This window comes from Alphaproteobacteria bacterium GM7ARS4, assembly GCA_014332745.1.
In the GTDB taxonomy this organism is placed as follows: Bacteria; Pseudomonadota; Alphaproteobacteria; order GM7ARS4; family GM7ARS4; genus GM7ARS4.
The window spans coordinates 256,207-278,911 of record JACONL010000001.1; the positions used below are offsets into that span (position 1 = coordinate 256,207).

At 50.2% G+C, this 22,705-nt stretch carries 20 protein-coding genes and 1 pseudogene (1 of these 21 cut by a window edge); 11 read left to right on the forward strand and 10 right to left on the reverse strand.

The window, feature by feature from the left end:
* Window positions 1-72: 72 nt before the first annotated feature.
* On the reverse strand, window positions 73-528 hold the full coding sequence (locus tag GDA54_01200; protein ID MBC6496930.1) for a hypothetical protein: 456 nt from the start codon (window positions 526-528) through the stop codon (window positions 73-75).
* Window positions 500-1,330: a hypothetical protein gene (locus GDA54_01205; protein MBC6496931.1), complete on the reverse strand. Its 831-nt coding sequence runs from the start codon at window positions 1,328-1,330 to the stop codon at window positions 500-502. The genes GDA54_01200 and GDA54_01205 overlap by 29 nt, the downstream gene beginning before the upstream one ends.
* 73 nt (window positions 1,331-1,403) lie before the next feature.
* Between GDA54_01205 and GDA54_01210 the strand changes: the two genes are divergently transcribed.
* The 5 genes from GDA54_01210 to GDA54_01230 all read left to right on the forward strand — a co-directional run bounded on the left by GDA54_01210 (window position 1,404) and on the right by GDA54_01230 (window position 6,321).
* A complete protein-coding gene (locus GDA54_01210; GenBank protein MBC6496932.1) occupies window positions 1,404-2,273 on the forward strand; it encodes a site-specific DNA-methyltransferase in 870 nt (289 codons plus the stop codon).
* Entirely contained in the window at window positions 2,264-2,467 is a 204-nt protein-coding gene (locus GDA54_01215) for a hypothetical protein (protein MBC6496933.1), read from the forward strand. The genes GDA54_01210 and GDA54_01215 overlap by 10 nt, the downstream gene beginning before the upstream one ends.
* A 151-nt stretch (window positions 2,468-2,618) precedes the next feature.
* Window positions 2,619-4,454 (forward strand): tRNA uridine-5-carboxymethylaminomethyl(34) synthesis enzyme MnmG, encoded by a 1,836-nt coding sequence (mnmG, locus tag GDA54_01220; GenBank protein MBC6496934.1) that lies wholly within the window; start codon window positions 2,619-2,621, stop codon window positions 4,452-4,454.
* 125 nt (window positions 4,455-4,579) lie between these two features.
* Window positions 4,580-5,356, forward strand: coding sequence for a ParA family protein (locus tag GDA54_01225; protein MBC6496935.1), 777 nt, complete (start codon window positions 4,580-4,582; stop codon window positions 5,354-5,356).
* Window positions 5,357-5,385: 29 nt separating this feature from the next.
* Window positions 5,386-6,321 (forward strand): ParB/RepB/Spo0J family partition protein, encoded by a 936-nt coding sequence (locus GDA54_01230; protein ID MBC6496936.1) that lies wholly within the window; start codon window positions 5,386-5,388, stop codon window positions 6,319-6,321.
* Between the two features lie 23 nt (window positions 6,322-6,344).
* On the opposite strand, the gene mnmE is transcribed toward GDA54_01230, so the two are convergent.
* Window positions 6,345-7,769 (reverse strand): tRNA uridine-5-carboxymethylaminomethyl(34) synthesis GTPase MnmE, encoded by a 1,425-nt coding sequence (mnmE, locus tag GDA54_01235; protein MBC6496937.1) that lies wholly within the window; start codon window positions 7,767-7,769, stop codon window positions 6,345-6,347.
* 88 nt (window positions 7,770-7,857) lie between these two features.
* Between mnmE and GDA54_01240 the strand changes: the two genes are divergently transcribed.
* From GDA54_01240 to GDA54_01265, 6 genes are all read left to right on the forward strand, one after another.
* Entirely contained in the window at window positions 7,858-8,400 is a 543-nt protein-coding gene (locus GDA54_01240) for a cytochrome c family protein (GenBank protein ID MBC6496938.1), read from the forward strand.
* Window positions 8,397-9,188, forward strand: coding sequence for a histidinol phosphate phosphatase (locus GDA54_01245; GenBank protein ID MBC6496939.1), 792 nt, complete (start codon window positions 8,397-8,399; stop codon window positions 9,186-9,188). The genes GDA54_01240 and GDA54_01245 overlap by 4 nt, the downstream gene beginning before the upstream one ends.
* Window positions 9,189-9,272: 84 nt before the next feature.
* On the forward strand, window positions 9,273-11,174 hold the full coding sequence (locus GDA54_01250) for an ABC transporter substrate-binding protein (protein MBC6496940.1): 1,902 nt from the start codon (window positions 9,273-9,275) through the stop codon (window positions 11,172-11,174).
* A gap of 55 nt (window positions 11,175-11,229) precedes the next feature.
* On the forward strand, window positions 11,230-12,339 hold the full coding sequence (gene yejB / locus GDA54_01255; protein ID MBC6496941.1) for a microcin C ABC transporter permease YejB: 1,110 nt from the start codon (window positions 11,230-11,232) through the stop codon (window positions 12,337-12,339).
* 14 nt (window positions 12,340-12,353) lie between these two features.
* Window positions 12,354-13,388 (forward strand): ABC transporter permease, encoded by a 1,035-nt coding sequence (locus tag GDA54_01260; protein ID MBC6496942.1) that lies wholly within the window; start codon window positions 12,354-12,356, stop codon window positions 13,386-13,388.
* A 2-nt stretch (window positions 13,389-13,390) separates the two neighbouring features.
* Window positions 13,391-15,049, forward strand: a complete 1,659-nt coding sequence (locus tag GDA54_01265; protein MBC6496943.1) for an ABC transporter ATP-binding protein — start codon at window positions 13,391-13,393, stop codon at window positions 15,047-15,049.
* A 37-nt stretch (window positions 15,050-15,086) separates the two neighbouring features.
* Here GDA54_01265 and GDA54_01270 read toward each other — a convergent pair whose 3' ends face one another.
* The 7 genes and pseudogenes from GDA54_01270 to rho all read right to left on the reverse strand — a co-directional run.
* Window positions 15,087-16,907, reverse strand: coding sequence for a long-chain fatty acid--CoA ligase (locus GDA54_01270; GenBank protein ID MBC6496944.1), 1,821 nt, complete (start codon window positions 16,905-16,907; stop codon window positions 15,087-15,089).
* Between the two features lie 10 nt (window positions 16,908-16,917).
* Entirely contained in the window at window positions 16,918-18,129 is a 1,212-nt protein-coding gene (locus GDA54_01275; protein MBC6496945.1) for a hypothetical protein, read from the reverse strand.
* A gap of 60 nt (window positions 18,130-18,189) precedes the next feature.
* Window positions 18,190-19,386 (reverse strand): DNA polymerase III subunit beta, encoded by a 1,197-nt coding sequence (gene dnaN, locus GDA54_01280; protein ID MBC6496946.1) that lies wholly within the window; start codon window positions 19,384-19,386, stop codon window positions 18,190-18,192.
* A gap of 18 nt (window positions 19,387-19,404) precedes the next feature.
* On the reverse strand, window positions 19,405-20,766 hold the full coding sequence (gene dnaA, locus GDA54_01285; GenBank protein MBC6496947.1) for a chromosomal replication initiator protein DnaA: 1,362 nt from the start codon (window positions 20,764-20,766) through the stop codon (window positions 19,405-19,407).
* A 33-nt stretch (window positions 20,767-20,799) separates the two neighbouring features.
* Complete coding sequence (locus tag GDA54_01290; GenBank protein MBC6496948.1) at window positions 20,800-21,240, reverse strand: rhodanese-like domain-containing protein; 441 nt, start codon at window positions 21,238-21,240, stop codon at window positions 20,800-20,802.
* A 167-nt stretch (window positions 21,241-21,407) separates the two neighbouring features.
* Window positions 21,408-21,938, reverse strand: coding sequence for a methylated-DNA--[protein]-cysteine S-methyltransferase (locus tag GDA54_01295; protein MBC6496949.1), 531 nt, complete (start codon window positions 21,936-21,938; stop codon window positions 21,408-21,410).
* A gap of 12 nt (window positions 21,939-21,950) precedes the next feature.
* A pseudogene (gene rho / locus GDA54_01300) lies at window positions 21,951-22,705 on the reverse strand (transcription termination factor Rho); it runs 488 nt beyond the window's last position.

The following is a 22,705-nucleotide window of genomic DNA, read 5'->3' on the forward strand; positions in this document are numbered from 1 at the left end:
CACACATTTTTCCTTTGAGGCAGACGATAACAACACGACCCTATCCCTCAACCGTCCCTCAACATCATGGGCCTAAAAACATTCTAACACTGAGGCGGCTTGGGCACGGAAAAAATTATCAAGAAGCTCCTTCGAAACCCCAACACTCTTATAAGCCTGCTCACGAGGCGAATGACCCAACTGAATACGCACCATCGCCTCCGCACGCTCATAATCCTCATACGACACACGCCTCGCTATCGTGTCAATGGCACATGAACAGCGATGTAAAAAATCCTGCCTCATCTCATTGGCCGCCATACAGGCAAACACATACTCCGCACGCGCCACCGTAGGATAATCATTGTGACGCCCTACGCTCACTATCTCGCTCCCCCCTCCCTCGATACCATCCGAACATTGGACGAGGCACAGCATAACGACACAGAGCATAAAGCTCTTGCTCCCCTTCCCCGCTCTCACACCATCCATCGCCTTCACCAAAACCTCACGCCTCTTATTATATCCCATCGCCCTCTCTCTCACCATGTGACTCCCACCCACGATAGACAAGCATATCATCAATCTTGTAGCGGTCAGAACGCTCGCCAGCCTCAGGAACCACACTACGTAGACGATAAATCCCACCAGGGATCGACTCACTGAGCACAAACTCATACGTCTTATACAAGAAATTCCCAAAACGCTCAATCATTTCTCTATCATCTTTGGCAAATTCGGCATAAGGACGGATGATGATACGCTTACCACGAATATCCTCGCCAAGATGACGGAACGTATAATCCTCTGCCTCAGCTCGCGCCAGACTATGACGCAACCTCGAACGAAAAAATAAACTAGAGCCACCAGTAACCCTCTTCATCTCGCGCACATCGCTCTCCAAAAAAAGCATAAAGAGCGGATTCGTCTTCATATTATAACGCGGTTGAAAACGAACACGGTGGCGACCTTGCAAATAACGAAACACTAAATCCTTACGCCCATTCTCGCGAACCCTATTGACTTTCACTGTGACAGTACCCGCATAATCATCACCAAAAACAGAGTGATGGGCAAAGTGATAATGGATGTCAGAAGGCTCAACGATATTACGAAGATTATCATCGATGAAAAGCGCCTTGTTCGCCGACGAGAGCTGCCCTATCTGCTCATCGGCATAGATGTCGTCCCCAAATAAAAAATCCTCCCCAGCGCCATACCCCAAGGCTTGGTCCTGCACCGCATACGCCCCCATGCCGCCACCAACAACACAAGCAACGCTCAACAGCACATACAAGACATCGCGCCACGCCTTCCTCATCGTTATCTCTCCTATCGACTTCTCTTTCATCGCCCCACATGCTACGTAACATAAAACGGAGACGCAAGATAGCAAATGAAAATATAGAGGAACGACATGGCCTATGACCCACCCATTGTTGACAACGCCTAACATAGTTTATACCCTCGAATCGACGGAGCACACAATGGAACCATCGACATTCCAAGACATAGAAAAAGAGTTAGGCGTTATCCATAACGAAAACTGCTTAGAAACGATGGCAAGGCTAAGAGATAACGCCATTGATCTCGTTGTCACCAGCCCGCCATACGATGATATGCGCTCTTATGATGGCAATAATATATTAGAATTTAAGGACATAGCCTCAGCGTTATATCGTGTTTGCAGCCAAGGAGGCGTCGTTGTATGGGTCATTGGCGACCAGACGATTAAAGGCAATGAAAGCGGAACAAGTTTCCGCCATGCCTTGTTTTTCAAAGAGGTGGGATTTAACCTCTTCGACACCATGATTTACCTCAAGCCTCCTCGTGGTGCTGTAGGCAACAACAAGACATACTGGCAATCCTTTGAGTATATGTTTGTGCTGTCTAAAGGCACGCCAAAAACGATCAACCTCATTTGTGATAGAGAAAACAAAGGGGCGCGCCATGGCGATAATGGCACGAAACGTCTCCACAATGGCACACTGTATCATCACCATCGTGGCGGATACGGAAAGTTTGGACGTAGAACAAATGTTTGGGAATATGCTATAGGGAAAGGGCACAGCACGAAAGATGCCCAAGCCTTTGACTATCCCGCTATCTTTCCTGAATCCCTTGCCTCAGACCATATCCTATCGTGGAGCAATGAAGGCGATGTCGTGTATGACCCGTTTATGGGAAGTGGAACAACGGCCAAAATGGCACAGATACATAAGAGACATTGGTTAGGGAGTGAAATTAACCCCGATTATGTAGACATAGCAAACGGGCGCATACGATGGTTCTAAAAGGCGGCTACGATATAGGGAAAGCTCAAGAGCCTGACTATAGAAAAGTCAGCACCAATTGTGGGATAGAGAAAGACAAGCGAGAATTTGATATCAACCAGATCCAAGCGGGCAATAGAATCGTCAGGAGAGATGCAAAGAGTGCCGTCAATGGAGAAAACGCATCCCCAAGGGAGAAAAAGAAAAATTTATGAGGAATAACCCCCGTCCTAAAATTAGCGATACTTTTTTCTGCCCTGTCTGCAAGAAAAATAAGCCTGTCACAACAAAAGTGGATAATAGGAGAATGTGTTATCATGGTCGGTATCCTGTTCGAAAGATTTGCTCACTAACAGAAACAAGGCCATGAAACATCCCGAACCTCATCACTATGACGTCATCACCGTAGGCGGTGGCCATGCGGGATGTGAAGCCGCAGCGGCGGCGGCACGCATGGGCGCGCGTAGCCTATTGCTCACCCACAGGATAGACACCATCGGCGCCCTGTCATGCAACCCATCCATCGGCGGACTGGGAAAAGGACATCTCGTATGCGAAATAGATGCCATGGGAGGACTCATGGGGTTTATCGCTGATCGTTCCGCTATCCATTTTAAAGTCTTAAATAAAAGTAAAGGAACAGCCGTGCAAGGACCCAGAGCGCAAATCGACCGAAGCTTTTACAAAAAACATATGCTCCATGCCCTCAAAACACAAAAGCACCTCACCATCATGGAGGGCGACGTCCAAGACCTCATCATCGAGCAAGGACGGTGTGCTGGTGTGCTCGTCAAAACCCTCGAGCAACGCAAAAGACTCTATAGCCATGCCGTTATCCTCACCACAGGAACATTCTTGCAAGGAGAAATCCACATAGGACAACAAACGACCCCCGGCGGACGACTCCATGAAAAACCTTCCACCAAGCTCGCCCTGACACTCAAAGCACGTCACTTCCCTCTCAAACGCCTCAAAACAGGAACACCTCCTCGACTGAAAGCATCGTCCATCAATCCCCATGCCATGAACACCCAAAACGGAGACGAACAGCCACGATTCTTCTCCATACTCAGCGACAAAGCCCAAAACCCCCACATGCCATGCTTCATCACAGAAACAAATCCATCCACCCATGAAAAAATACGAAACGCCCTTCGATTCTCGCCTCTCCCCTACGGACGAAAAGATGTCAACGCACCGGGACCCCGCTACTGCCCCAGCCTCGAAGAAAAAGTCATACGCTTTCATACAAGGCAACATCACACCCTGTTCATAGAACCAGAAGGCATCGACTCCGATGTCGTCTATCCTAATGGTCTGTCCATGTCCCTGCCAGAAACACATCAGAGAGACATTATCCACTCCATTAAAGGCCTAGAAAAAGCCCATGTGACCGCCTTTGGCTATTGTATAGAATACAGCTGTGTCGATGCCCGTAGTATCACCCACCAACTCGAATCACGATTGCTCCCGCACCTCTATCTCGCTGGACAAATCAATGGCACCACAGGGTATGAAGAAGCCGCCGCCCAAGGCCTTGTCGCTGGCATTCATGCCGTCCTCAAACAAAGAGGACAAAAAACCCTGCCCATCGATCGCGCAAATTCCTACATCGGCGTGATGATAGACGACCTCACACGATACCCGCTCCATGAACCCTATCGCATGCTCACATCACGCGCTGAATATCGCCTACGCCTACGCACCGATAACGCCACGGAACGCCTCACAGCCATAGCCATAGACGCACACTGCATCAATGTGCCCCATAAAAGACAATTCGAACAACGAAAGAAACAGCTCCATGACATCAACAGGCTCATCAAACCTCATCAAGAAACACTGGCAAAACAGGCGCGCCAACATGTTCTGACGGTGGACGCCATGCGCCAAACGCTGCCTGCTCTGTCCGCCTTCTCCGATGCCTTGCTGGAAAAATATATTGCCGACTGGCGCTATGCCCCCTATGTCGAAAGACAAGATGCCGATATCGCCGCCATGCGCTATGATGACGCCCTGCCCCTCCCTCCCCACATGGATTACACATCCTTAGGCGCCCTGTCCACAGAATGTATAGAAGCACTGGAACAAGCAAAACCCACAACCCTCGGCTCAGCCTCAAGATTGCCCGGTATCACACCAGCTGCTGTTATCGCCCTCCTTCGTCATGCGAAAAAAATAGCACGCCATCCAGACCCGTGAATAGTCCCCCCATAAATAGTCCCCTCGTAAATAGTCCCCCCATAAATAGTCAATGACAAACACCCTTTTTTGGTGTATGTTTCACGTGAAACAATTGCGACATCACCTTACAAGAGTCTCGCCTCATGACGACAATTATCGCCATCACAAACCAAAAAGGAGGGGTTGGGAAAACGACAACAGCCGTCAACCTCGCCACAGCACTGGCCGCTATCGGTAGACGCGTCCTCGTCATCGACCTCGACCCCCAAGGCAACGCTACAACCGGGTTCGGTATCGAAAAAGAAAGCCCACCCTACACCATCTATCACGTCCTCATAGGACACGCATCCATAACACAAGCGCGACAATCAACCCTCGTCCCCAAACTCGATATTGTCACATCAAACATGGACCTCTCAGGGGCAGATATCGAACTCATGGGCGAACAAGAACGCGAACATATCCTCAAAAGACGCATCGAAGCGGAAAAACTTCCCTACGACCACATCTTTATCGATTGCCCGCCGGGCATAGGATTCTTGACCATTAACGCCCTCTCGGCAGCCCATGAGTATCTTATCCCCATGCAATGCGAGTTCTACGCCCTAGAGGGATTGAGCCACTTGATGCGCGTTATTAAACGCGTACAAGCAAAACTCAATCCCCATATCACGCTCAGAGGTGTCATCCTCACCATGTATGACAGACGTAACAGCCTGAGCGACCTTGTCTCGGAAGATGTGCAGAAATACTTCGGAGAGAAAGTCTACAAAACACTCATCCCTCGAAACGTGCGTATCTCAGAAGCACCTTCCCACGGCAAGCCCGTCCTCCTATATGATCACAAATCATCGGGAGCTGAGGCTTACGCGCACCTCGCCAGCGAATTGCTTCATCAAGAGACCATGAATACACCATAACCCTCAATCCTCTGACATAAGGTAAATGTATGATGGCAGTGAAACATAAGAAATTAGGGCGCGGACTCAGCGCCCTCCTCGGCGAAGAAGGCGCACAAGCCATTGCGTCTCTCAAAGACCATACGGCTGACAGAAAAGATGTCCCTATCAGCTGGCTCTCTCCCGGCCGTTTTCAGCCCAGACGCCAATTTGACGATGACACCATCCACGCTCTGGCACAAAGCATTCAACAGCACGGAATTCTCCAGCCCCTCCTCATACGCCCCACAGAAACAGCTGCAGGGAGCTCCCACCCACATTATGAAATTATTGCGGGCGAAAGGCGGTGGCGCGCAGCACAAAAAGCATCCCTTGACCACGTCCCTGTCATCATCACGCACCTCGATGATGAAAAATGCTTGCGCGTTGGGTTAGTCGAAAATCTCCAACGTCAGAACCTTAACCCATTGGAAGAAGCAAAGGGCTATCAGCGCCTCATGGAAGAATTTAAACGCACCCAAGAGGATATTGCCGATATTGTGGGAAAAAGCCGTAGCCATGTTGCCAATAGTCTACGCATCCTCACTTTGCCTCCTCCTACCCTCGAATTGGTCGAAACAGGCGCCTTGACTCCCGGCCATGCGCGTATGCTGGTGGGGTTAAAAGACGCACAACAGCTCGCACAGACTATCGTGTTCAAAGAACTCAATGTGCGCGACACGGAAAAGATGATAAAAAAATTAAAGAAAGAACGCCAATTAAAGCCTTTTCCCCCGCCTCAACAGAAAAATGACGATGTCCCAAGCAGAAGGGCTCTGGAATTAGAAGTGTCTGGCGCCTTAGGCTTGCGTGTCCACATCGAAGAAAAGGGTGAAGGAGGCATCATACGCATTAACTATAAAGATCTAGAACAACTGGGGGAGATTGTGACGCGTCTGAAGGGCGACCCTATGAAACGCCGCGCACGCCGCGGGTTGTTCTCTTAAGAGCATTGTTTCACGTGAAACAATTACTTGCCGATACAGAAGGTGGAGAATAGCCTATCGAGGACGGCCTCCACATCCACAGTCCCCACGATACGCCCCATGCTGGACAAGGCAAGACGCACATCCTCAGCTGCCATTTCACTCCCAACGCCATCATCGTGCGTCAAGGCGGAACGAAGGTGGCGTGCCACCTCTTCTAGATGATGACGGTGGCGTGTCCTTGTCCACGCCACATCCGTCATGGCGCTATCTTCCCTGTGTATCTTCATGATCTCTTCCCCGATTCTCCCTTGAACCGACAACACATCATGATCCCTTTTCGCACTGATAAAGAGAGGAGACGACAGGTCATGCTCGGCACAAAAATGACGTGCTTTCTCCGCCCATAAGGCGTGATGGCCAGCATCCATGATGTCTGCCTTGTTCACAATAACAATCACCTTATCGTTCGTCCCGTGAAGGCCTTCATGCATGTCACTGTGAGCATCCCGATAGCTGTTCACAACATCAGAAAGTGCCTGCCACGCATGGCGCACATCACATGAGACGATGCCCAAACAGATATCGCTCTTCTTGACTTCTTCCATGCTCCGACGCCCTCCCTCCGCTTCCACATGACTTTCATAATCCCTGATGCCTGCGCTATCGCATAGAGTCACAAGATACCCTTGTATATCCATAGCGCCTTCCAGCACATCTCTTGTTGTTCCCGCTTCATGATAGACAATGGCGCGTTCATCTCGAAGCAAAGCATTGAACACACTGGATTTCCCCACATTAGGCGCACCATGGATACTGACACGAAACCCCTCGCGCATTTTCACACCGCGCACATCATGAATCGTTTTCTCCACCTCTCGGATGAGACTCTCAACATGTCCTATCCATCGCTGTGTCATCGAGGCAGGAAGGTCATCATAGGCAAAATCAAGGGATGCTTCACTCCATGCCAACACAGACATGATACGTTCTCGCCACGCCTCGTATCGCTTGTATAAGCCTCCTCTCATCTGATGCATAGCCCATTGACGCTGACGTTCTGTGCGTGCCATGATGAGGTCGGCCATCGCCTCTGCTTGCGTCATATCGACCTTGCCAGCGTAGAAAGCGCGGCGTGTGAATTCACCCGCCTCCGCCATACGACAATGGCGTTGTGCACATAAGAGGGCCACTAAACGGTCCATGACAGCCATACTGCCATGGACATGGAACTCGGCCATATCCTCGCCTGTAAAACTCTTTGGCGCTGGAAACCACAACACAAGACCAATATCGATAACATCTTTCTGTATTGGGTCACAAATCTTACAGAGGCGGGCATGACGAGGCGGAGGAAGCGTGCCACACAAGGAGCGGACAATATGTTCCGTTTGAGCACCAGAGAGGCGCACCACAGAGACACCACTAGGGAAACCTCCTGAACTCTGTGCAAAAATTGTCTCTCGCATCACGTTTTCCATAAAAGAATTCTTGCCTTCACACCTTCTTTTATGGCATGAGAAGCCAAGGAAACGGATATTTTTTACCCCAGCACACATGGTTAATGATCGTCTTTTACGGCTGAAAATTTTTGGTGGGATTTTGCTGAGCCTCTTCATCTTGGCTCTCGCACGCACCATCACATCAAAAATATATCACGATGAAGCCTTGCCGAAACTCGCCTATCCCGTCCGCCAAGGAATACAAGAGAAGAAAAGCGCGCCTATGGAAGAAGAGAAGCCTATAGGAGATTTGTCCGTTCTGCTCAAGGAAGCAGACGCCACAGAAGGAAAGCGCATCGCTGCTAAATGCCGCACATGTCATTCCTTTGAGAAAAACGGCAAAATCAAGATTGGACCGCCATTATGGGGAATCATCGATAGTCCCGCTGGTGCTTATTTTGGTTTTAGCTATTCGAAAGGCTTGAAACAGAAAAATATCCATTGGTCACCGCACAACATGAACCTCTTCGTTCAAGATCCACAGGACTATATCCCCGGCACAAAAATGAAATTTGCCGGCATTAGGGATGCCATTGATAGAGCCAACCTTATCGCTTACCTACAAACACTCAATAGTCTGAGCAGTGGAACCCGTTGACTCATAGCACACAAGATAAGGCGCTGTTTCGTTTTGCCCACACCCTTGCCGACGAGGGAGGCGCGCTGTTATGTTCATCCTTTCGTAAGGATACGCCATATGAAAAAAAAGATGACGGAAGCCTCGTGACGCATGTCGACAAAATTGTCGAAAAAAAAATACGGGAACGCATACGCCTCGCCCATCCTCATCACGGAATCATAGGAGAGGAGTATCCAGATGAAAACCCCGACGCGGAATGGGTCTGGTGTATAGATCCCCTCGACGGCACGACAGCTTTTCTCGCCGGCTCACCTCTCTTTGGCCTCCTCATAGGTCTCGCCTATAGAGGAAAGCCCCTTTACGGGATTATCGACCATCCCGCCCAATCCGAACGATGGTGCGGGGGAGGCAACGAACCAACATCATGTGCTATGCCCATGCCATGCGTCCCTCGTCATACAAAAACCATCAACCGCGCCCTCATGCATGCCACGACACCCCATATGTTCCAACCTCAGCACAAGCCTTATATCGACGCGCTCCAGAAAACATGCCTCGCCATACGTTACGGACTCGATTGCTACGCCTATGGCCTCTTGGTCTCCGGCTTTATCGATATCATTGCCGAAGCCACCATGAAAATAGGCGACTATATGGCGCTCGCCCCTGTCGTGCAAGCATCTGGTGCCACGATATCTGATTGGCATGGAAAGGCCCTCAATATAAAAAGTGATGGCACCGTTCTTGCATGTTGCCATCAAGAACTCCATGAACGTGTCCTCACCTTATGGCACGGAAAAGCATAAGCCATTTGCTCTCACAGGCCATGACGTTATGATAGACCTATATGCCGACACCATCGCCGCCATTTATCCATTGTTCATCACATCATGATACGCTATTGCTCTTTATCCCTCTTTTTATTGCTCATGACAGCCGATGGGTTATTGTCCCTCGAAACATCCGTGGAAGAGCAGGAAACACATGAGAAGGGCGTCTATAGCCTTGCTCTCCATGGCACACCCCGTTATGCCAAAGATTTTCAGCATTTTGCTTATGCGAATCCCGATGCTCCAAAAGGAGGCACTTTGCGTCTCGCTGCCGTTGGCCATTTTGATAGTTTTAACCCTTTCATTCTTAAGGGCGTTCCTGCTGATGGGTTAGACTATCTTTTCGAGACGCTCATGGTACCATCTTATGATGAACCTTACGCCCAATACGGATTGCTCGCCCGCTCTGTCTTTATCGAAGAAGACTTCTCTGCCGTGACATATACGCTCCATGAAAAGGCCTATTTCCATGATGGACATCCTGTGGATGCCGAGGATGTCGTCTTTTCCTTTTATCGTCTTGTGGAGCAAGGACATCCCTTTTATCGCCTGTATTTCAAAGATGTTGCCGATGTCCAAGCTGTAGGGTCTCACCAAGTGCGTTTTACGTTTAAGACACGCCGCAACCGAGAGCTTCCACTCATTATCGGCACAGGCTTAAAAATTCTCCCCAAACATTGGTGGGAGGTGCGCGACTTCACGAAAACAATTCTCGAACCGCCTCTAGGGAGCGGTCCCTATCACCTCGCCCAGTTTGAAAGCGGACGCCATATCACCTATGTGCGCAACCCCTCCTATTGGGGGAAGGATGTGCCTGTCAATCGAGGACGCTATAATTTTGAGCGTATCGAATTTGATTATTATCGGGATGCGACTGTTTCACGTGAAGCTTTCAAAGCGGGCGACTATGATTTTCGCCTCGAGAATCAAGCGAAGGCATGGGCAAGCGATTATGATTTTCCAGCCGTCAAAGAAGGACGCGTCATTAAAGAAGAAATACCCCATAGGATGGTGAGCGGTATGCAAGGATTTGTCTTCAATACAAGAAAGGCTCTTTTTAAGGACCCGCTGGTGCGCGAGGCGCTCAACTATGCCTATGACTTCCAGTGGGCAAACAGCGTCCTCTTCCACAATGCCTATACCCGTAGCACAAGCTATTTTAATAATTCAGAACTCGCCGCATCGGGTCTCCCTTCGAAAGAAGAACGCGCGCTCCTCGAACCCTTTCGTGACGACCTGCCAGAACGCCTATTCCTCGAAGCCTATGCACCGCCCAGCGCTGGCGACAAAGGCATACGTCATGGATTACGCCAAGCACGCCGACTCCTCGAACAAGCTGGGTGGGTCCTTAAAGACACCGTCCTCACGCACCAAGAGACGCAACAATCATTCCAATTCGAGATTCTCCTACGCAACCCGCAATTTGAACGTGTGGTCGCCCCTTATCAGCGAGTCCTAGAAAAACTCGGCATCCAAACAGCATTACGCCTTGTGCAAGATGACTCCCACTACCAAAAGCGTCTCGAGACATTTGATTACGATATGATTGTCGGTGTCTTTCCTGTCAGCCTCTCCCCCGGCAATGAACAAGCCGATTATTGGTCTTCACAGGCAGCACAGACAGAAGGGAGTCGTAACTACGCTGGCGCGCACCATCCCGCCATCGATGCCCTCATCACCCATATTATAGAGGCGAAAACACGCGAACAGCTGGAAAGCGCATGTCGCGCCCTCGATAGAGTCCTCCTATGGCATCACTATGTGATCCCCCATTGGCACATTCAGACGTTCCGTATCGCATGGTGGGATCTTTTCGAACGACCCGCCATTCTCCCTCCGTATAACTTCAGCCTTGATTTCTGGTGGCACAAAAGCCATGAAACAACAGACAACGCCATGCCCTCACCTTCAAACGCTCAACCCCGCACACCCTATCATCATGACAGAAAGCACTATCAATGACGTTCGTCCCGTATCCACTGGCGATAAAACATCAATGAAACGGACGTGACCGTCCATGGGTGCTTACCTCATTCGCCGCCTCTTTTTGCTCGTGCCGACCATGTTTGGCGTCATGGTGATTAACTTCATCATCGTTCAGGCTGCCCCCGGTGGTCCTATCGAACGTGTCCTTGCCGCCATGAAGGGACAGAGCACGAGCCACACGGCGCGTTTCTCTGGGAGCGGAAGCGAACAGCTGGGACAGAGAGATGTGTCTCCTCATACATCATCCTCTATCAGTCAATACTACGAAGGCTCACGGGGTATCGAGCCCGAACTCATACAAGAGCTAGAGCGCTATTATGGCTTCGATAAGCCCGCTTCCGCCCGATTCATAGAGATGATGCAACGTTACATACTCTTTGACTTTGGTGAGAGTTTTTATCGAGACCGCACCGTGTTACAGCTCATTGCCGATAAACTTCCCGTCTCCATCTCTTTAGGATTATGGACGGTGTTGCTTGTCTATCTCATATCGATCCCCCTCGGCATACGTAAAGCCGTCCATGACGGGACAGCGTTTGACATATGGACATCCACATGCATCATTATTGGCTATGCCATTCCCGGCTTTCTGTTTGCCATCCTGTTGATTGTCTTGTTTGCTGGCGGAAGTTTTCTTGACATTTTCCCGCTGAGAGGACTCACATCGGATGATTGGCATGACCTCTCCTTCTTCGGAAAAATAGTCGACTATCTGTGGCACATCACGCTTCCTGTCTGTGCCATGGCGTTGAGCGGTTTTGCTGGGCTCACCCTCCTGACAAAAAATTCTTTCCTCGATGAAATGAATAAACACTATGTGATCACCGCCTATGCCAAAGGATTGCAAGAAAAAGCCGTCCTCTATGGCCATGTCTTTAGAAATGCCATGCTCATTGTCATCGCTGGCTTTCCTGCGGCATTTCTGAGCATCTTTTTCACATCCTCTCTGCTCATCGAGGTCATCTTCTCGCTTGATGGATTAGGGCTCTTAGGGTTCGAGGCTGCCTTGGGACGAGATTACCCCGTATTATTTGCCACCCTTTATATCTACACGCTCCTTGGGTTGTTGATGAAAATCGTCAGCGACTTCACCTATGTCCTTATCGATAGGCGCATCGATTTTGAGACAAGGCAGTATTAGCATAGGATGTCGTGATGCTTTCCTCTCTCACTCGTCGCCGCCTCCGCAATTTTAAGGCAAATCGCCGCGGTTACTGGTCTTTATGGATTTTTTCCATTCTGTTCCTCGTATCACTTTGTGCCGAATGTATCGCCAACGACAAGCCCATTCTCATCTCTTTCAAGGGAGCGTGGCTTATGCCTATCGTCACCGCCTATCCTGAGACATATTTTGGTGGCGAGTTCGAAAGCGAAGCCGATTATCGTGACCCCTTTGTGATAGAGCTCATCAGCCAAGATGGATGGATGCTTTGGCCGCCCATTCGTTACTCCTACGACACAATCAATCTGGAATTGACGTCCCCGGCCCCCAGCCCTCCGACTCTCGACAATTGGCTTGGCACGGATGACCAAGGGCGTGATGTCCTCGCGCGCCTTCTCTATGGCTTTCGTATTTCCGTCCTGTTTGGCGTATCCCTCACGCTCATCAGCAGTATCATCGGTATCGCCATAGGGGGCATACAGGGGTATTTTGGCGGATGGGTCGATATCATGACCCAACGTTTCATCGAGATATGGGCTGGTCTCCCCGTCTTGTTTTTACTCATCATTCTGTCGGCCCTCATCACGCCTAATTTCTGGTGGCTTTTGGGGATCATGGTGCTCTTCAGTTGGATGAATTTAGAGGGTGTCGTGCGCGCCGAATTTTTGCGGACACGCAATCTTGATTACGTCATGGCGGCGCGCGCCTTAGGAATCCCCACCATAAGAATTCTATGGCGTCATGTGTTACCCAATGCCATGGTCGCCTCCCTCACATTCATCCCCTTTATCTTGAGTGGCGCTATCACGACTCTGACATCCCTCGACTTTCTTGGATTTGGCCTTCCCCCCGGCTCGCCTTCTCTAGGAGAAATGCTCGCTCAAGGAAAGAATAATCTCCAAGCGCCATGGCTCGGAGCAACAGCCTTCATCGCCATTGCCTTGATTTTGAGCTTACTCATTTTTATTGGCGAAGCAGTGCGTGATGCCTTTGACCCTAGGCGCGGAACATTATTGGCGCGTTCATAATCATGGCACAAGAAAACACAGCGCTCTTGGCGATATCGAATCTTCGCCTCATGGTCTCCCCACATCATGCCATTGTGGATGGCATTAATCTCACGCTCCATAAAGGCGACTCCGTCGCCCTCGTCGGCGAATCAGGGAGCGGCAAAACAGCAACAGCGTTGAGCCTCATTAATCTTTTTCCTCATCCTCACGCCCGTCCCCATTGTGACGCCTATACATTCCATGGGCATAACCTTAAAGAGGCTTTTCATGACCGCCATGCCCCCATCTGGCATACCCTCCGAGGACGCCACATTGGCATGATATTTCAAGAACCCATGCACGCCCTCAATCCCTTACACACCATTCGTCAGCAGATAGGTGAAATGATCATCCAACACACCGATATGACACTAGAGCAGAGAGAGCGCCATATCCTCCACCTCCTGAGCGAGGTCGGCTTACGCGACCCACAAAGACGCCTGCTGGATTACCCCCACCAATTATCAGGAGGAGAACGCCAACGGGTTGTCATCGCCATGGCACTGGCGCACAATCCCATGCTCCTCATCGCCGACGAGCCAACAACAGCGCTCGACGTCACCATACAAAAGCAAATCCTCGATATGCTCGTCCAATTACAGAAAAAACGTCATATGGCGCTTCTCCTTATTACCCACAATCTGTCGTTGTTACCCACCCTCTGTCAGAGGGCATGTGTCATGCACCGCGGTAACATTGTCGAAGAAGGAGACATTCACCAACTCATGCATAACGGACAGCATGCCTATACCCGCCACCTCGTCTCAAGCACGCCAAAGCCCCTCTCACCACCACGCCCCACACAAAAAGAGCCTATCCTCTCTGTCCGTCAGCTCAAAGTGCATTTCTCCATCAAAAGAGGCATATTCCAGAGCGTTCGCGGTAGCGTCAAAGCCGTGGATGGAGTCGACTTCGACCTCTATGAAGGACGTAGTCTCGGCATTGTAGGCGAATCGGGATGTGGAAAAACCTCTATCGCACGCGCCATATTACGCCTCGTCCCCAGTGAAGGCTCTATCACCTTTCAACAAACATCCCTCAGACACATGCAAGGACAAGCCTTGCGACAAATGCGCCAGCATCTCCAAATCGTTTTCCAAGACCCCTTTACATCCCTCAACCCAAGACTCTCTGTGGCAGAGATTATCAGCGAAGGACTCCTCGTCCACGAAAAAGAAAAAAGCCAAAAGGAAAGACATAAACGAGTCGAACAAAGTCTAGAGGCCGTGGGACTCTCACCATCCGTCACAGGGCGTTATCCACACGAATTCTCAGGGGGAGAACGCCAACGTATCGCCATCGCCCGCGCCATCGTCCTGAAACCGAAAGTCATCATCTTCGACGAGCCAACGAGCGCCCTCGACCTCTCAGTGCAGGCACAGATCATTGACCTCCTCCTCGACCTCCAGCAACATTATGCCCTCTCTTATCTCTTCATTAGCCACGACCTACAAGTCATACGCGCCATGTGTGACGATATCCTCGTCATGCGTCAAGGACGCAAGCTCGACTATAAGACAAATGCTTGCCTCTTCTCAGCGCCAGAACACCCCTATACCATAGGACTCATCAACGCCGCATTCCCACAGGGACACCAGCCACAAAAGCCACAACCACGAACGCCCCCAGAGGAGCTTTGAGGGGAGCGTTGAGAGGAGCATTGAGGAGAGGCCATCGTCAACGCCCATAGAGGTCTTTCAGCATCCCCTGATAATGTTCCTCAACCTTCTGACGCCTGACCTTCATCGTCGGCGTCAGCAAGCCATTGTCCACAGAAAAAGGCTCATGGGCGATAACATAGCGACGCACATGCTCACAAGTAGGAAGAGCCTTGTGAACCTTGCTGAGGACATCATTGATGCCTTGGCGTATGGCATGAGTGCTCTTCCCTTGTGCCCATGATGGTTCGGGGACGATCACGGCACAGAGCCATGGCCTATCATTACCGAACACAGCGCAATGCATGATGGGTGTCTCGAGGGAAAGAAGACCCTCTATACGCTGAGGCGAGAGCGTATCACCGCCAGATGTCACAATAATATCCTTGATACGTCCCGTAATCCACAGATAACCATCCTTATCGAGATGTCCCTTGTCGCCAGTATGCAACCATACCTCGTCAGACACGCCTTCAGATGGCGAGGACGATGTCTGTAACGCGGAACGGGTGGCCTCCTTATCACGCCAATATCCATCCATCACCAAGTCGCCGCGCACGAGAATCTCTCCTTGCGCGCTGATATGCACATGGGCGTTGGGAAGCACAAGACCGACGCTCCCTATTTTATGGGATGCGGGAAGATTACAGCTGATAACAGGCGCCGATTCCGTCTGCCCATAGCCTTGAACAAGGGGGACGTCTAAGGCATTGAAAAAGATCGCCAATTCCTCAGGGAGCGCAGCACCACCACTCACAAGTAACTTAAGCCGTTTGCCAAAAAGATGGCGTATGCGCCTTCGAATCAAGAGGCTCAAGAGCCTATCGAGAAAACGCTTCCACCAATGCCAACCTCCCGCGCCTTGCAAGAGACGCTCCGTCCCCCACGTCAGACTATAGCGCCATAACAACGCCTTCATCCCCGAGAGGGCGCGCGCTTGGGCAAGAATCCTAGAACGGATGACGTGTAAGAGGCGCGGCACCACCGCCATCACCGTCGGCTGATATTGAGCCATCGACGTCACAAGATGCTCTAAAGACTCCACATAGTGAATCCGCCCCCCCAACGCCATGAGTAAAAATTGTCCAGCCGTGCGCTCATAGGCATGGGAAAGAGGAAGAAAAGACAGGTAAAGCTCTCTCTCCCCGAGAATGTCGGCAAGAAGCATATAACAGCCTCGACAATTCGACAAGAAAGCCTTGTGGCTGAGGACAACGCCTTTGGGACGTTGGGTGCTGCCAGACGTATAAATCATCGATGCCGTATCATCTTCTGTGACCCCCTCTACATCCCACGCATCACGCCATGTGTCTTTTGTTGTCTCATGTGTCCCATAGGCAGCCACAATATCGTCATAAAAGTGAAGGGAGGGCGCATTGTGAGCGGAACAATCCTTCCTGTTCCCACACAGGAGCACATGACGTGTCGTCTCCACAACGGATGCTTGAACGAAAACGTCCCATAATGACACGTCGATGATGACCGTGTGAGGAGCGGTATGCTCTAAAAGATAACGATAATCGTCAGCACCATAGGTCGTATAGAGCGGAACAGTGATAGCGCCTCTGCTCATGATGGCCATATCAGAAATCAACCAATGAGGGCTATTAGGCATACAGAGGATGACCCTTTCGCCTTTTTTAACCCCTAGACGTGAAAGATAGTCGCCCAGCTGGTGCGCGCGCCATGCCACCTGACGCCACCCCCATTGCTTTAATACCCCTTCCTCCGTCCACGACAAAAAAGGCCTATCGCCATAACGTTGGGCTTGGGAGAAAAACATGTCTGGCAAAGAACGCCATCCTGGCCATTCCTGTCGTTGCCTCTCCTGTCTCGTCATCACCCTCCTCCTACCATGGCACCAAACAGCCATGGTCCACATGAAAACCTTGGCCGCGTCCTTTTAACTCAGAAAAGAGAGAAGGCGTCAAACCGCTCATCCATGCCTGCACATCCAACGCCAGAATTTTCGCAAAGAGCATCGAGGCATGGGCCTTATCGAGATGGGCTCTCACCTCGTCCAAGAGGAGAAGGGGAATCCTCTTATGCCTTTCCACCAACATATAGGCTGAGGCGAGCAAGAGGCACAACGTCAAGAGCTTTTGCTGTCCTGTGGAACACAAGGACGCTGGAATATCACGGGCAGAATCCATCATCACCATATCACTCCTGTGGACACCTTCTTCACATCCCCCATAGAGACAATCATGGGCGCGTGTCTCTTCTAACTTTGACACAAAATGCTGTTCCACTTCAAGGGCCGCTTTGTCATCAAGGGCATTTTCTATGAAACCATCAACGCGTATCTGTGTCTTCACATCCATATCAAAAAAATGACGTTGGAGGCTCGCATTGACGGCTTCGATATAACATTTACGCGACGCCGCAATGGCGACAGCATCTTGAGCGATGGCGTTCTCTAGGGAAGAAAGCCACTGCCGTGATGTTTTGCTCACATAGCCCTTCTGCCATAGGACATGGCGACGCTCCCGCATGAGTCTCTCGTAACGCGTCAGGCGATTCTTATGGTCATAGTCGACAACAGAAATAATATGGTCGATAAATTGACGCCTGAGAGAACGCGTGGCGTTGCTATGGCGGTCAGTCCCTGGCATCAACCATAGAATGGGAATGGACTCGACATAGCGCGAAGGATGGTCGTGTCCCTTGACTTTCCTCGAGACACGCCATCCGCCTTGGGCGTCTTTCTGCCAAATGACAGCGCACTCTGTCAAGAGGTGATGATGATAGAGAGAGACGTTAATCCCCCAATCTTGATAGGCATGGTCTTCCGCCATGCCACCTTGTGCGCCCATGTCTGTGAAGGCAAGTTCATGGGCGGTTGCGCCGCGTAATCCTCGGCCAGGGCGAAGTAAGGAGACGGCCTCTAAGATGTTCGTCTTGCCCGCGCCGTTGTGACCTGTCAGCATGATCGGCGCATGCTCTAGCGCCATATGGGCAGAGCGATAATTGCGAAAACGCGTCAACGCGATATGTCTTATGGAACAAGACGCCATAGGAGATGGTTGCGCATGGCGCTTGCCGTGTTCTCTCAGAGACATTCTCTCAGAGACAGGGACATAGCCATGCCCCTCAACCGACAGAGATGACGACATCCCACCCTATACCCGCAAAGGCATCAGGACATAGAATGTTTTAATGTCGCAGGCTTTTTCCTTTGCTTCTCCTTCCTGTGCTTCTACAGGAGGGTCATGGAAGATGAGTGTTGGCTTACCCTCCCCCGGAAAGGTGATATGGGCATCGCCATCTTTGAAGACTTTGAAGATATCGAGGATATAGTGGGGATTGTATCCTATATCTAAACGCTCCCCCTCCCAATTGATCTTCATGCCTTCGCGCGCCGAGCCTCCACTCATATTATCGAGAGCACTTGCCTCGATACGCGAGTCGCCCATCGTGAAAGAGATACCGGGACTGTTACCACTCAAAAGGACAGAGGCCACGCGCGTGACCATATTCCTAAATGGGACGACACCGACGTTCATTTTTTTTCCTTCATTTTTTGGGATAACCTCTAAATAGTTTGGGAATTTCGCAGAGAACAAGCGAGAGGCCAATTTCAATTGTCCAAAGGAAAATGACATCTGATTCTCAGACATGCCAATGGTCAGAGAACCCTCCACCTGTGCCAGCAGGCGCTTTAATTCTCGCACAGTCCGACGAGGAATGGTCACAGAAGGCATGTCTTCTGGTATGTTGGGAAGGATGCTCTCAGCGATGGCCATGCGATGTCCGTCCGTGGCCACCATGCGTAAGCAAGGCTGTTGTCCTTCCTCGCCTTGATAGCGCTCCATGAAAATGCCACCAAGATGGGGACGACCTTCATCCTCAGACATAGCAAAGGACGTTGCATCCATGAGCATAGAGAAGGTCGCCGCATCGACATTGAATGTATGACGCGCCTCCTCAAACTCGGTGGGCGGAAACATATCCGTCTCGATACCCGCAATGTCAAAGTGGGTATGTCCTGCCGTCATCACGACTGTCTTTGGCTTCTCTTCCTTGATGGTGGCGGTGCCTTCGCCATCCAAACTACGAACGATACTATGAATAAGGGCGGCAGGAAGCGTCACTTTGCCATTCTGCCCGCCGCGCAACGGCACGGTCTCCACCGCCGTCATCAATGAATCTGTCGCTGTCACCTCTAAGGTGTCATCCTGCACATCAAACAACACATGGGTAAGGGCCAAGGAACCGCTCGTGTGCCCGACGATGCCATACAGATCGTCGATCACCCGCTTGAATCTGTCGGTATCAATGGAGAATGTGAGAAGAGAACGCTCGCCTATGGTTTTCATGTTGCAATACCCAAATCTTTATCCGCCAAGTTTCCGCCTTAGCATGGTAACATCCTCCTGTAAAGCGCTGTCCTTTTTACAGAGAATATCAATCTTGCGGACGGCATGGAGAACCGTTGTATGGTCTCTTTTACCAAATTGCCGTCCTATATCGGGAAGAGAGCGAGATGTCATGGCTTTTGCGAGATACATGGCGACTTGGCGAGGGCGGACAACGTCTTGCGCCCTACGGGAGGACACCATATCCGCCATCTTGATGTTGTAGTGGTTACAAACAACTTTTTGTATCTGTTCGACGCTCAGCCGCCTCGATGAGGCGCGCAACATATCCTGTAGCGCCTCACATGTGACATCGATGGTAATGGGTTGCTTCACAATATCGGCATGGGCCACAAGACGATTGAGTGCCCCTTCGAGAACACGGACATTTGCCGTAATGTTTTGTGCGATAAATTCGAGGACTTTCATAGGAATCGGTGTCTCCAACCTGCTGGCTTTGGATTGGAGAATACTGAGGCGTAGTTCGTAACTGGCGGGGTGAATATAGGCGACCATTCCCCACCCCAAGCGAGAGCGCATCCTATCCTCGACACCTTCTAAATCATCGGGTGATTTATCGGCTGATATGACCAATTGCCTCTTTCCATCGATGAGACTATTGAATGTGTGGAAAAACTCCTCTTGGGTCGTCTCTGCCTTCGTAATGAACTGGAAGTCATCGATCATGAGAATATCCACAGAGCGAAATTTCGCCTTGAATTCCATCGTATCCTTAAAACGCAAAGCGCGAACGAATTGATAGATGAAATTCTCTGCTGTCATGTAGATAATTTTCTTATTGTATTGTCGCTTGGATTGCCAAGCGATAGCGTGCATAAGGTGTGTCTTGCCCAGTCCCACACCACCATAGAGAAACAAAGGGTTATAACGCGCACTAGGCGTCTCCATATCAGCGACACGTTGGGCGGCTGCACATGCCAGTTCGTTGGATTGGCCAACAATGAAATCCTTGAACGTGAAACGCCCATCGAGGAATGTCGCTTGTCCAAATCCAGATGACACATCGTTGGCGTCCTCTTTTCCATTGCGCATAGGCGTCTGTTCTTTGCCTTTCGTCTCTCTTACCTGAAGGGAGAGAGACGACAAATGTGAGTCACATGCCCTCAGAGAAGAAAGCAGGCCGCTCCAATAGTGATTCTTTATCCACTCGCAAACGAACGGCGACGGCACACTCATCATAACCTTATCGCCTTCTATGCCTTCCATATGAAGGTGAGAGAACCAGCTAGAGAAAATATCATCCCCATAACGTTGATTTAAGAGGGCGCGCACATTCTTCCAGACACTCTGTTCGTACACATGATGTTTGTCTGTATCCATGGCTCTCTCTCTTATGTCTGTATCATCGAAATTTTACTCTTGCACCCAAGGGAGCTGGTCATATTTCCATCCATTGGTGAGGCTTCTCTTCCCGCTATCATTGGCATGCCCCTCAAAACCATCAGCCACATTATAGCAATGGTGAAATCCTTGAGCATGGAGGGCAATGGCGGCCATGCGCGAACGTCCCCCTGAGCGGCAAATAAAGAGGAGGGTGTCATCTTCCTTCACACCATATCCTTTAATTTGGTCGATGAAAGAGTCGTTATGCTGCATGTTAGGGTAGAGCTGCCATGACACGAAGAGCGTTTTCTTGTTGAGGGAACGCGTATCAGGGATACCGACAAAACGCCATTCAGCATCTGTCCTACAATCTATGAGATAGGAACGCTCTTTCTGAGAGAGCATATCCCATGCCTGATGGGGAGACACATCACCTTGATAGCCTAAGGTATTTTTCGGTTGTGGCATCATGGGTATTGGTAACCTTCCATTGTTCATCTCGGTTCCTTATACCTCTTTTACCTTGATTCGTACATCCTCTCAAGAGAGATAACGTCCTCTCTCGACGTTCTTCATGCTGATAAACAAAGGGTTTATCGATAACCGAAAATAAGCTTCTGAAAAAAAACAAAAGAAACTTATCTTTTCTGAGACGCATAACGTTGTCCATACGTTCTCTCATGGTCAATAAGCTGCCTCTGGCGTTCGATACCAGAGAGCCCTCCATAGCCACGCAACAATCCCTTTTGTCCGGTGATCCTATGGCATGGAATGATCAATGCGAAGCGGTTGCGTCTCAGCATTTGACCGACAGCCCTTGGCGAAGACCCTATATGTTGAGCAACAAAACCATAATGCGTTGTTTGTCCATAGGGTATCTCCATGAGAAAAGCATGGAGTTTTTGCATGGGGTGCGATAGAGCGCCCATAGCAAGATACGTCATATCAAAGGGTTGAATCGTGCCTTCACTATATGCCTTGACCCACATGGTGAGATAGTCTCGCGCCTTTAGGCGGGATAATACGCGAGATGGCGTTTTTATAGGTATGACGGGAGGTGCGTCGTCTTCTTGTTCGCACCATTGCACATGGGTGATTTTTTCCTCACTCTCTCCTTGCATGTCCGCCCCAAGCATGCCCCATGGTGTCGTCAGAAGAAAGAAAGACATAGACGGACGATACTATTTCCTTTGTGTCGTCATCATGTCGAAAAAATCATCATTATTTTTGCTGGCCGACAATTTATCCATGAGGAATTCGGTCGCATCAACGACTCCCATAGGGTTGAGAATACGCCGTAGAACCCACATTTTCGAGAGTGTTGCTTTATCCACGAGGAGTTCTTCTTTACGCGTGCCAGAACGCGTGATGTCGATGGCAGGGAAAACACGTTTATCGCTTATTTTCCTGTCGAGGATAATCTCCGAATTTCCTGTTCCCTTGAATTCCTCAAAGATCACTTCATCCATGCGTGAGCCTGTTTCAATGAGTGCCGTTCCTATGATTGTCAGAGAACCGCCATCTTCCACATTTCGTGCAGCGCCAAAAAAACGTTTTGGCCTTTGCAAGGCATTTGCGTCGACTCCTCCCGTTAGGATTTTTCCCGAACTAGGCACCATGCTGTTATAAGCTCTTGCCAGACGAGTGATCGAGTCAAGGAGGATCACAACGTCACGTTTATGCTCAACCAAGCGCTTTGCTTTGGCAATGACCATCTCTGCTACTTGAATATGGCGTATCGCTGGCTCATCAAAGGTAGAGCTAATCACTTCCCCCTTAACAGACCTGATCATATCGGTAACTTCTTCAGGCCTTTCATCGATAAGAAGAACGATAAGATAGACGTGAGGGCTGTTAAGAGTAATAGAGTGAGCGATATTTTGGAGCATGATTGTTTTACCCGTTCGAGGGGGGGCAACAATGAGTGCCCTTTGTC

Coding starts and splice junctions, on each gene's coding strand:
- GDA54_01275 (MBC6496945.1), bottom strand. CDS start 18,129: ATGTCTCTGAGAGAACACGGCAAGCGCCATGCGCAACCATCTCCTATG.
- GDA54_01225 (MBC6496935.1), top strand. CDS start 4,580: ATGACGACAATTATCGCCATCACAAACCAAAAAGGAGGGGTTGGGAAA.
- GDA54_01290 (MBC6496948.1), bottom strand. CDS start 21,240: ATGATGCCACAACCGAAAAATACCTTAGGCTATCAAGGTGATGTGTCT.
- GDA54_01240 (MBC6496938.1), top strand. CDS start 7,858: ATGGTTAATGATCGTCTTTTACGGCTGAAAATTTTTGGTGGGATTTTG.
- GDA54_01270 (MBC6496944.1), bottom strand. CDS start 16,907: ATGACGAGACAGGAGAGGCAACGACAGGAATGGCCAGGATGGCGTTCT.
- GDA54_01295 (MBC6496949.1), bottom strand. CDS start 21,938: ATGTCTTTCTTTCTTCTGACGACACCATGGGGCATGCTTGGGGCGGAC.
- GDA54_01230 (MBC6496936.1), top strand. CDS start 5,386: ATGATGGCAGTGAAACATAAGAAATTAGGGCGCGGACTCAGCGCCCTC.
- dnaA (MBC6496947.1), bottom strand. CDS start 20,766: ATGGATACAGACAAACATCATGTGTACGAACAGAGTGTCTGGAAGAAT.
- yejB (MBC6496941.1), top strand. CDS start 11,230: ATGGGTGCTTACCTCATTCGCCGCCTCTTTTTGCTCGTGCCGACCATG.
- GDA54_01250 (MBC6496940.1), top strand. CDS start 9,273: ATGATACGCTATTGCTCTTTATCCCTCTTTTTATTGCTCATGACAGCC.
- GDA54_01260 (MBC6496942.1), top strand. CDS start 12,354: ATGCTTTCCTCTCTCACTCGTCGCCGCCTCCGCAATTTTAAGGCAAAT.
- dnaN (MBC6496946.1), bottom strand. CDS start 19,386: ATGAAAACCATAGGCGAGCGTTCTCTTCTCACATTCTCCATTGATACC.
- mnmE (MBC6496937.1), bottom strand. CDS start 7,769: ATGCGAGAGACAATTTTTGCACAGAGTTCAGGAGGTTTCCCTAGTGGT.
- GDA54_01200 (MBC6496930.1), bottom strand. CDS start 528: ATGGTGAGAGAGAGGGCGATGGGATATAATAAGAGGCGTGAGGTTTTG.
- GDA54_01265 (MBC6496943.1), top strand. CDS start 13,391: ATGGCACAAGAAAACACAGCGCTCTTGGCGATATCGAATCTTCGCCTC.
- GDA54_01210 (MBC6496932.1), top strand. CDS start 1,404: ATGACCCACCCATTGTTGACAACGCCTAACATAGTTTATACCCTCGAA.
- GDA54_01215 (MBC6496933.1), top strand. CDS start 2,264: ATGGTTCTAAAAGGCGGCTACGATATAGGGAAAGCTCAAGAGCCTGAC.
- mnmG (MBC6496934.1), top strand. CDS start 2,619: ATGAAACATCCCGAACCTCATCACTATGACGTCATCACCGTAGGCGGT.
- GDA54_01205 (MBC6496931.1), bottom strand. CDS start 1,330: ATGAAAGAGAAGTCGATAGGAGAGATAACGATGAGGAAGGCGTGGCGC.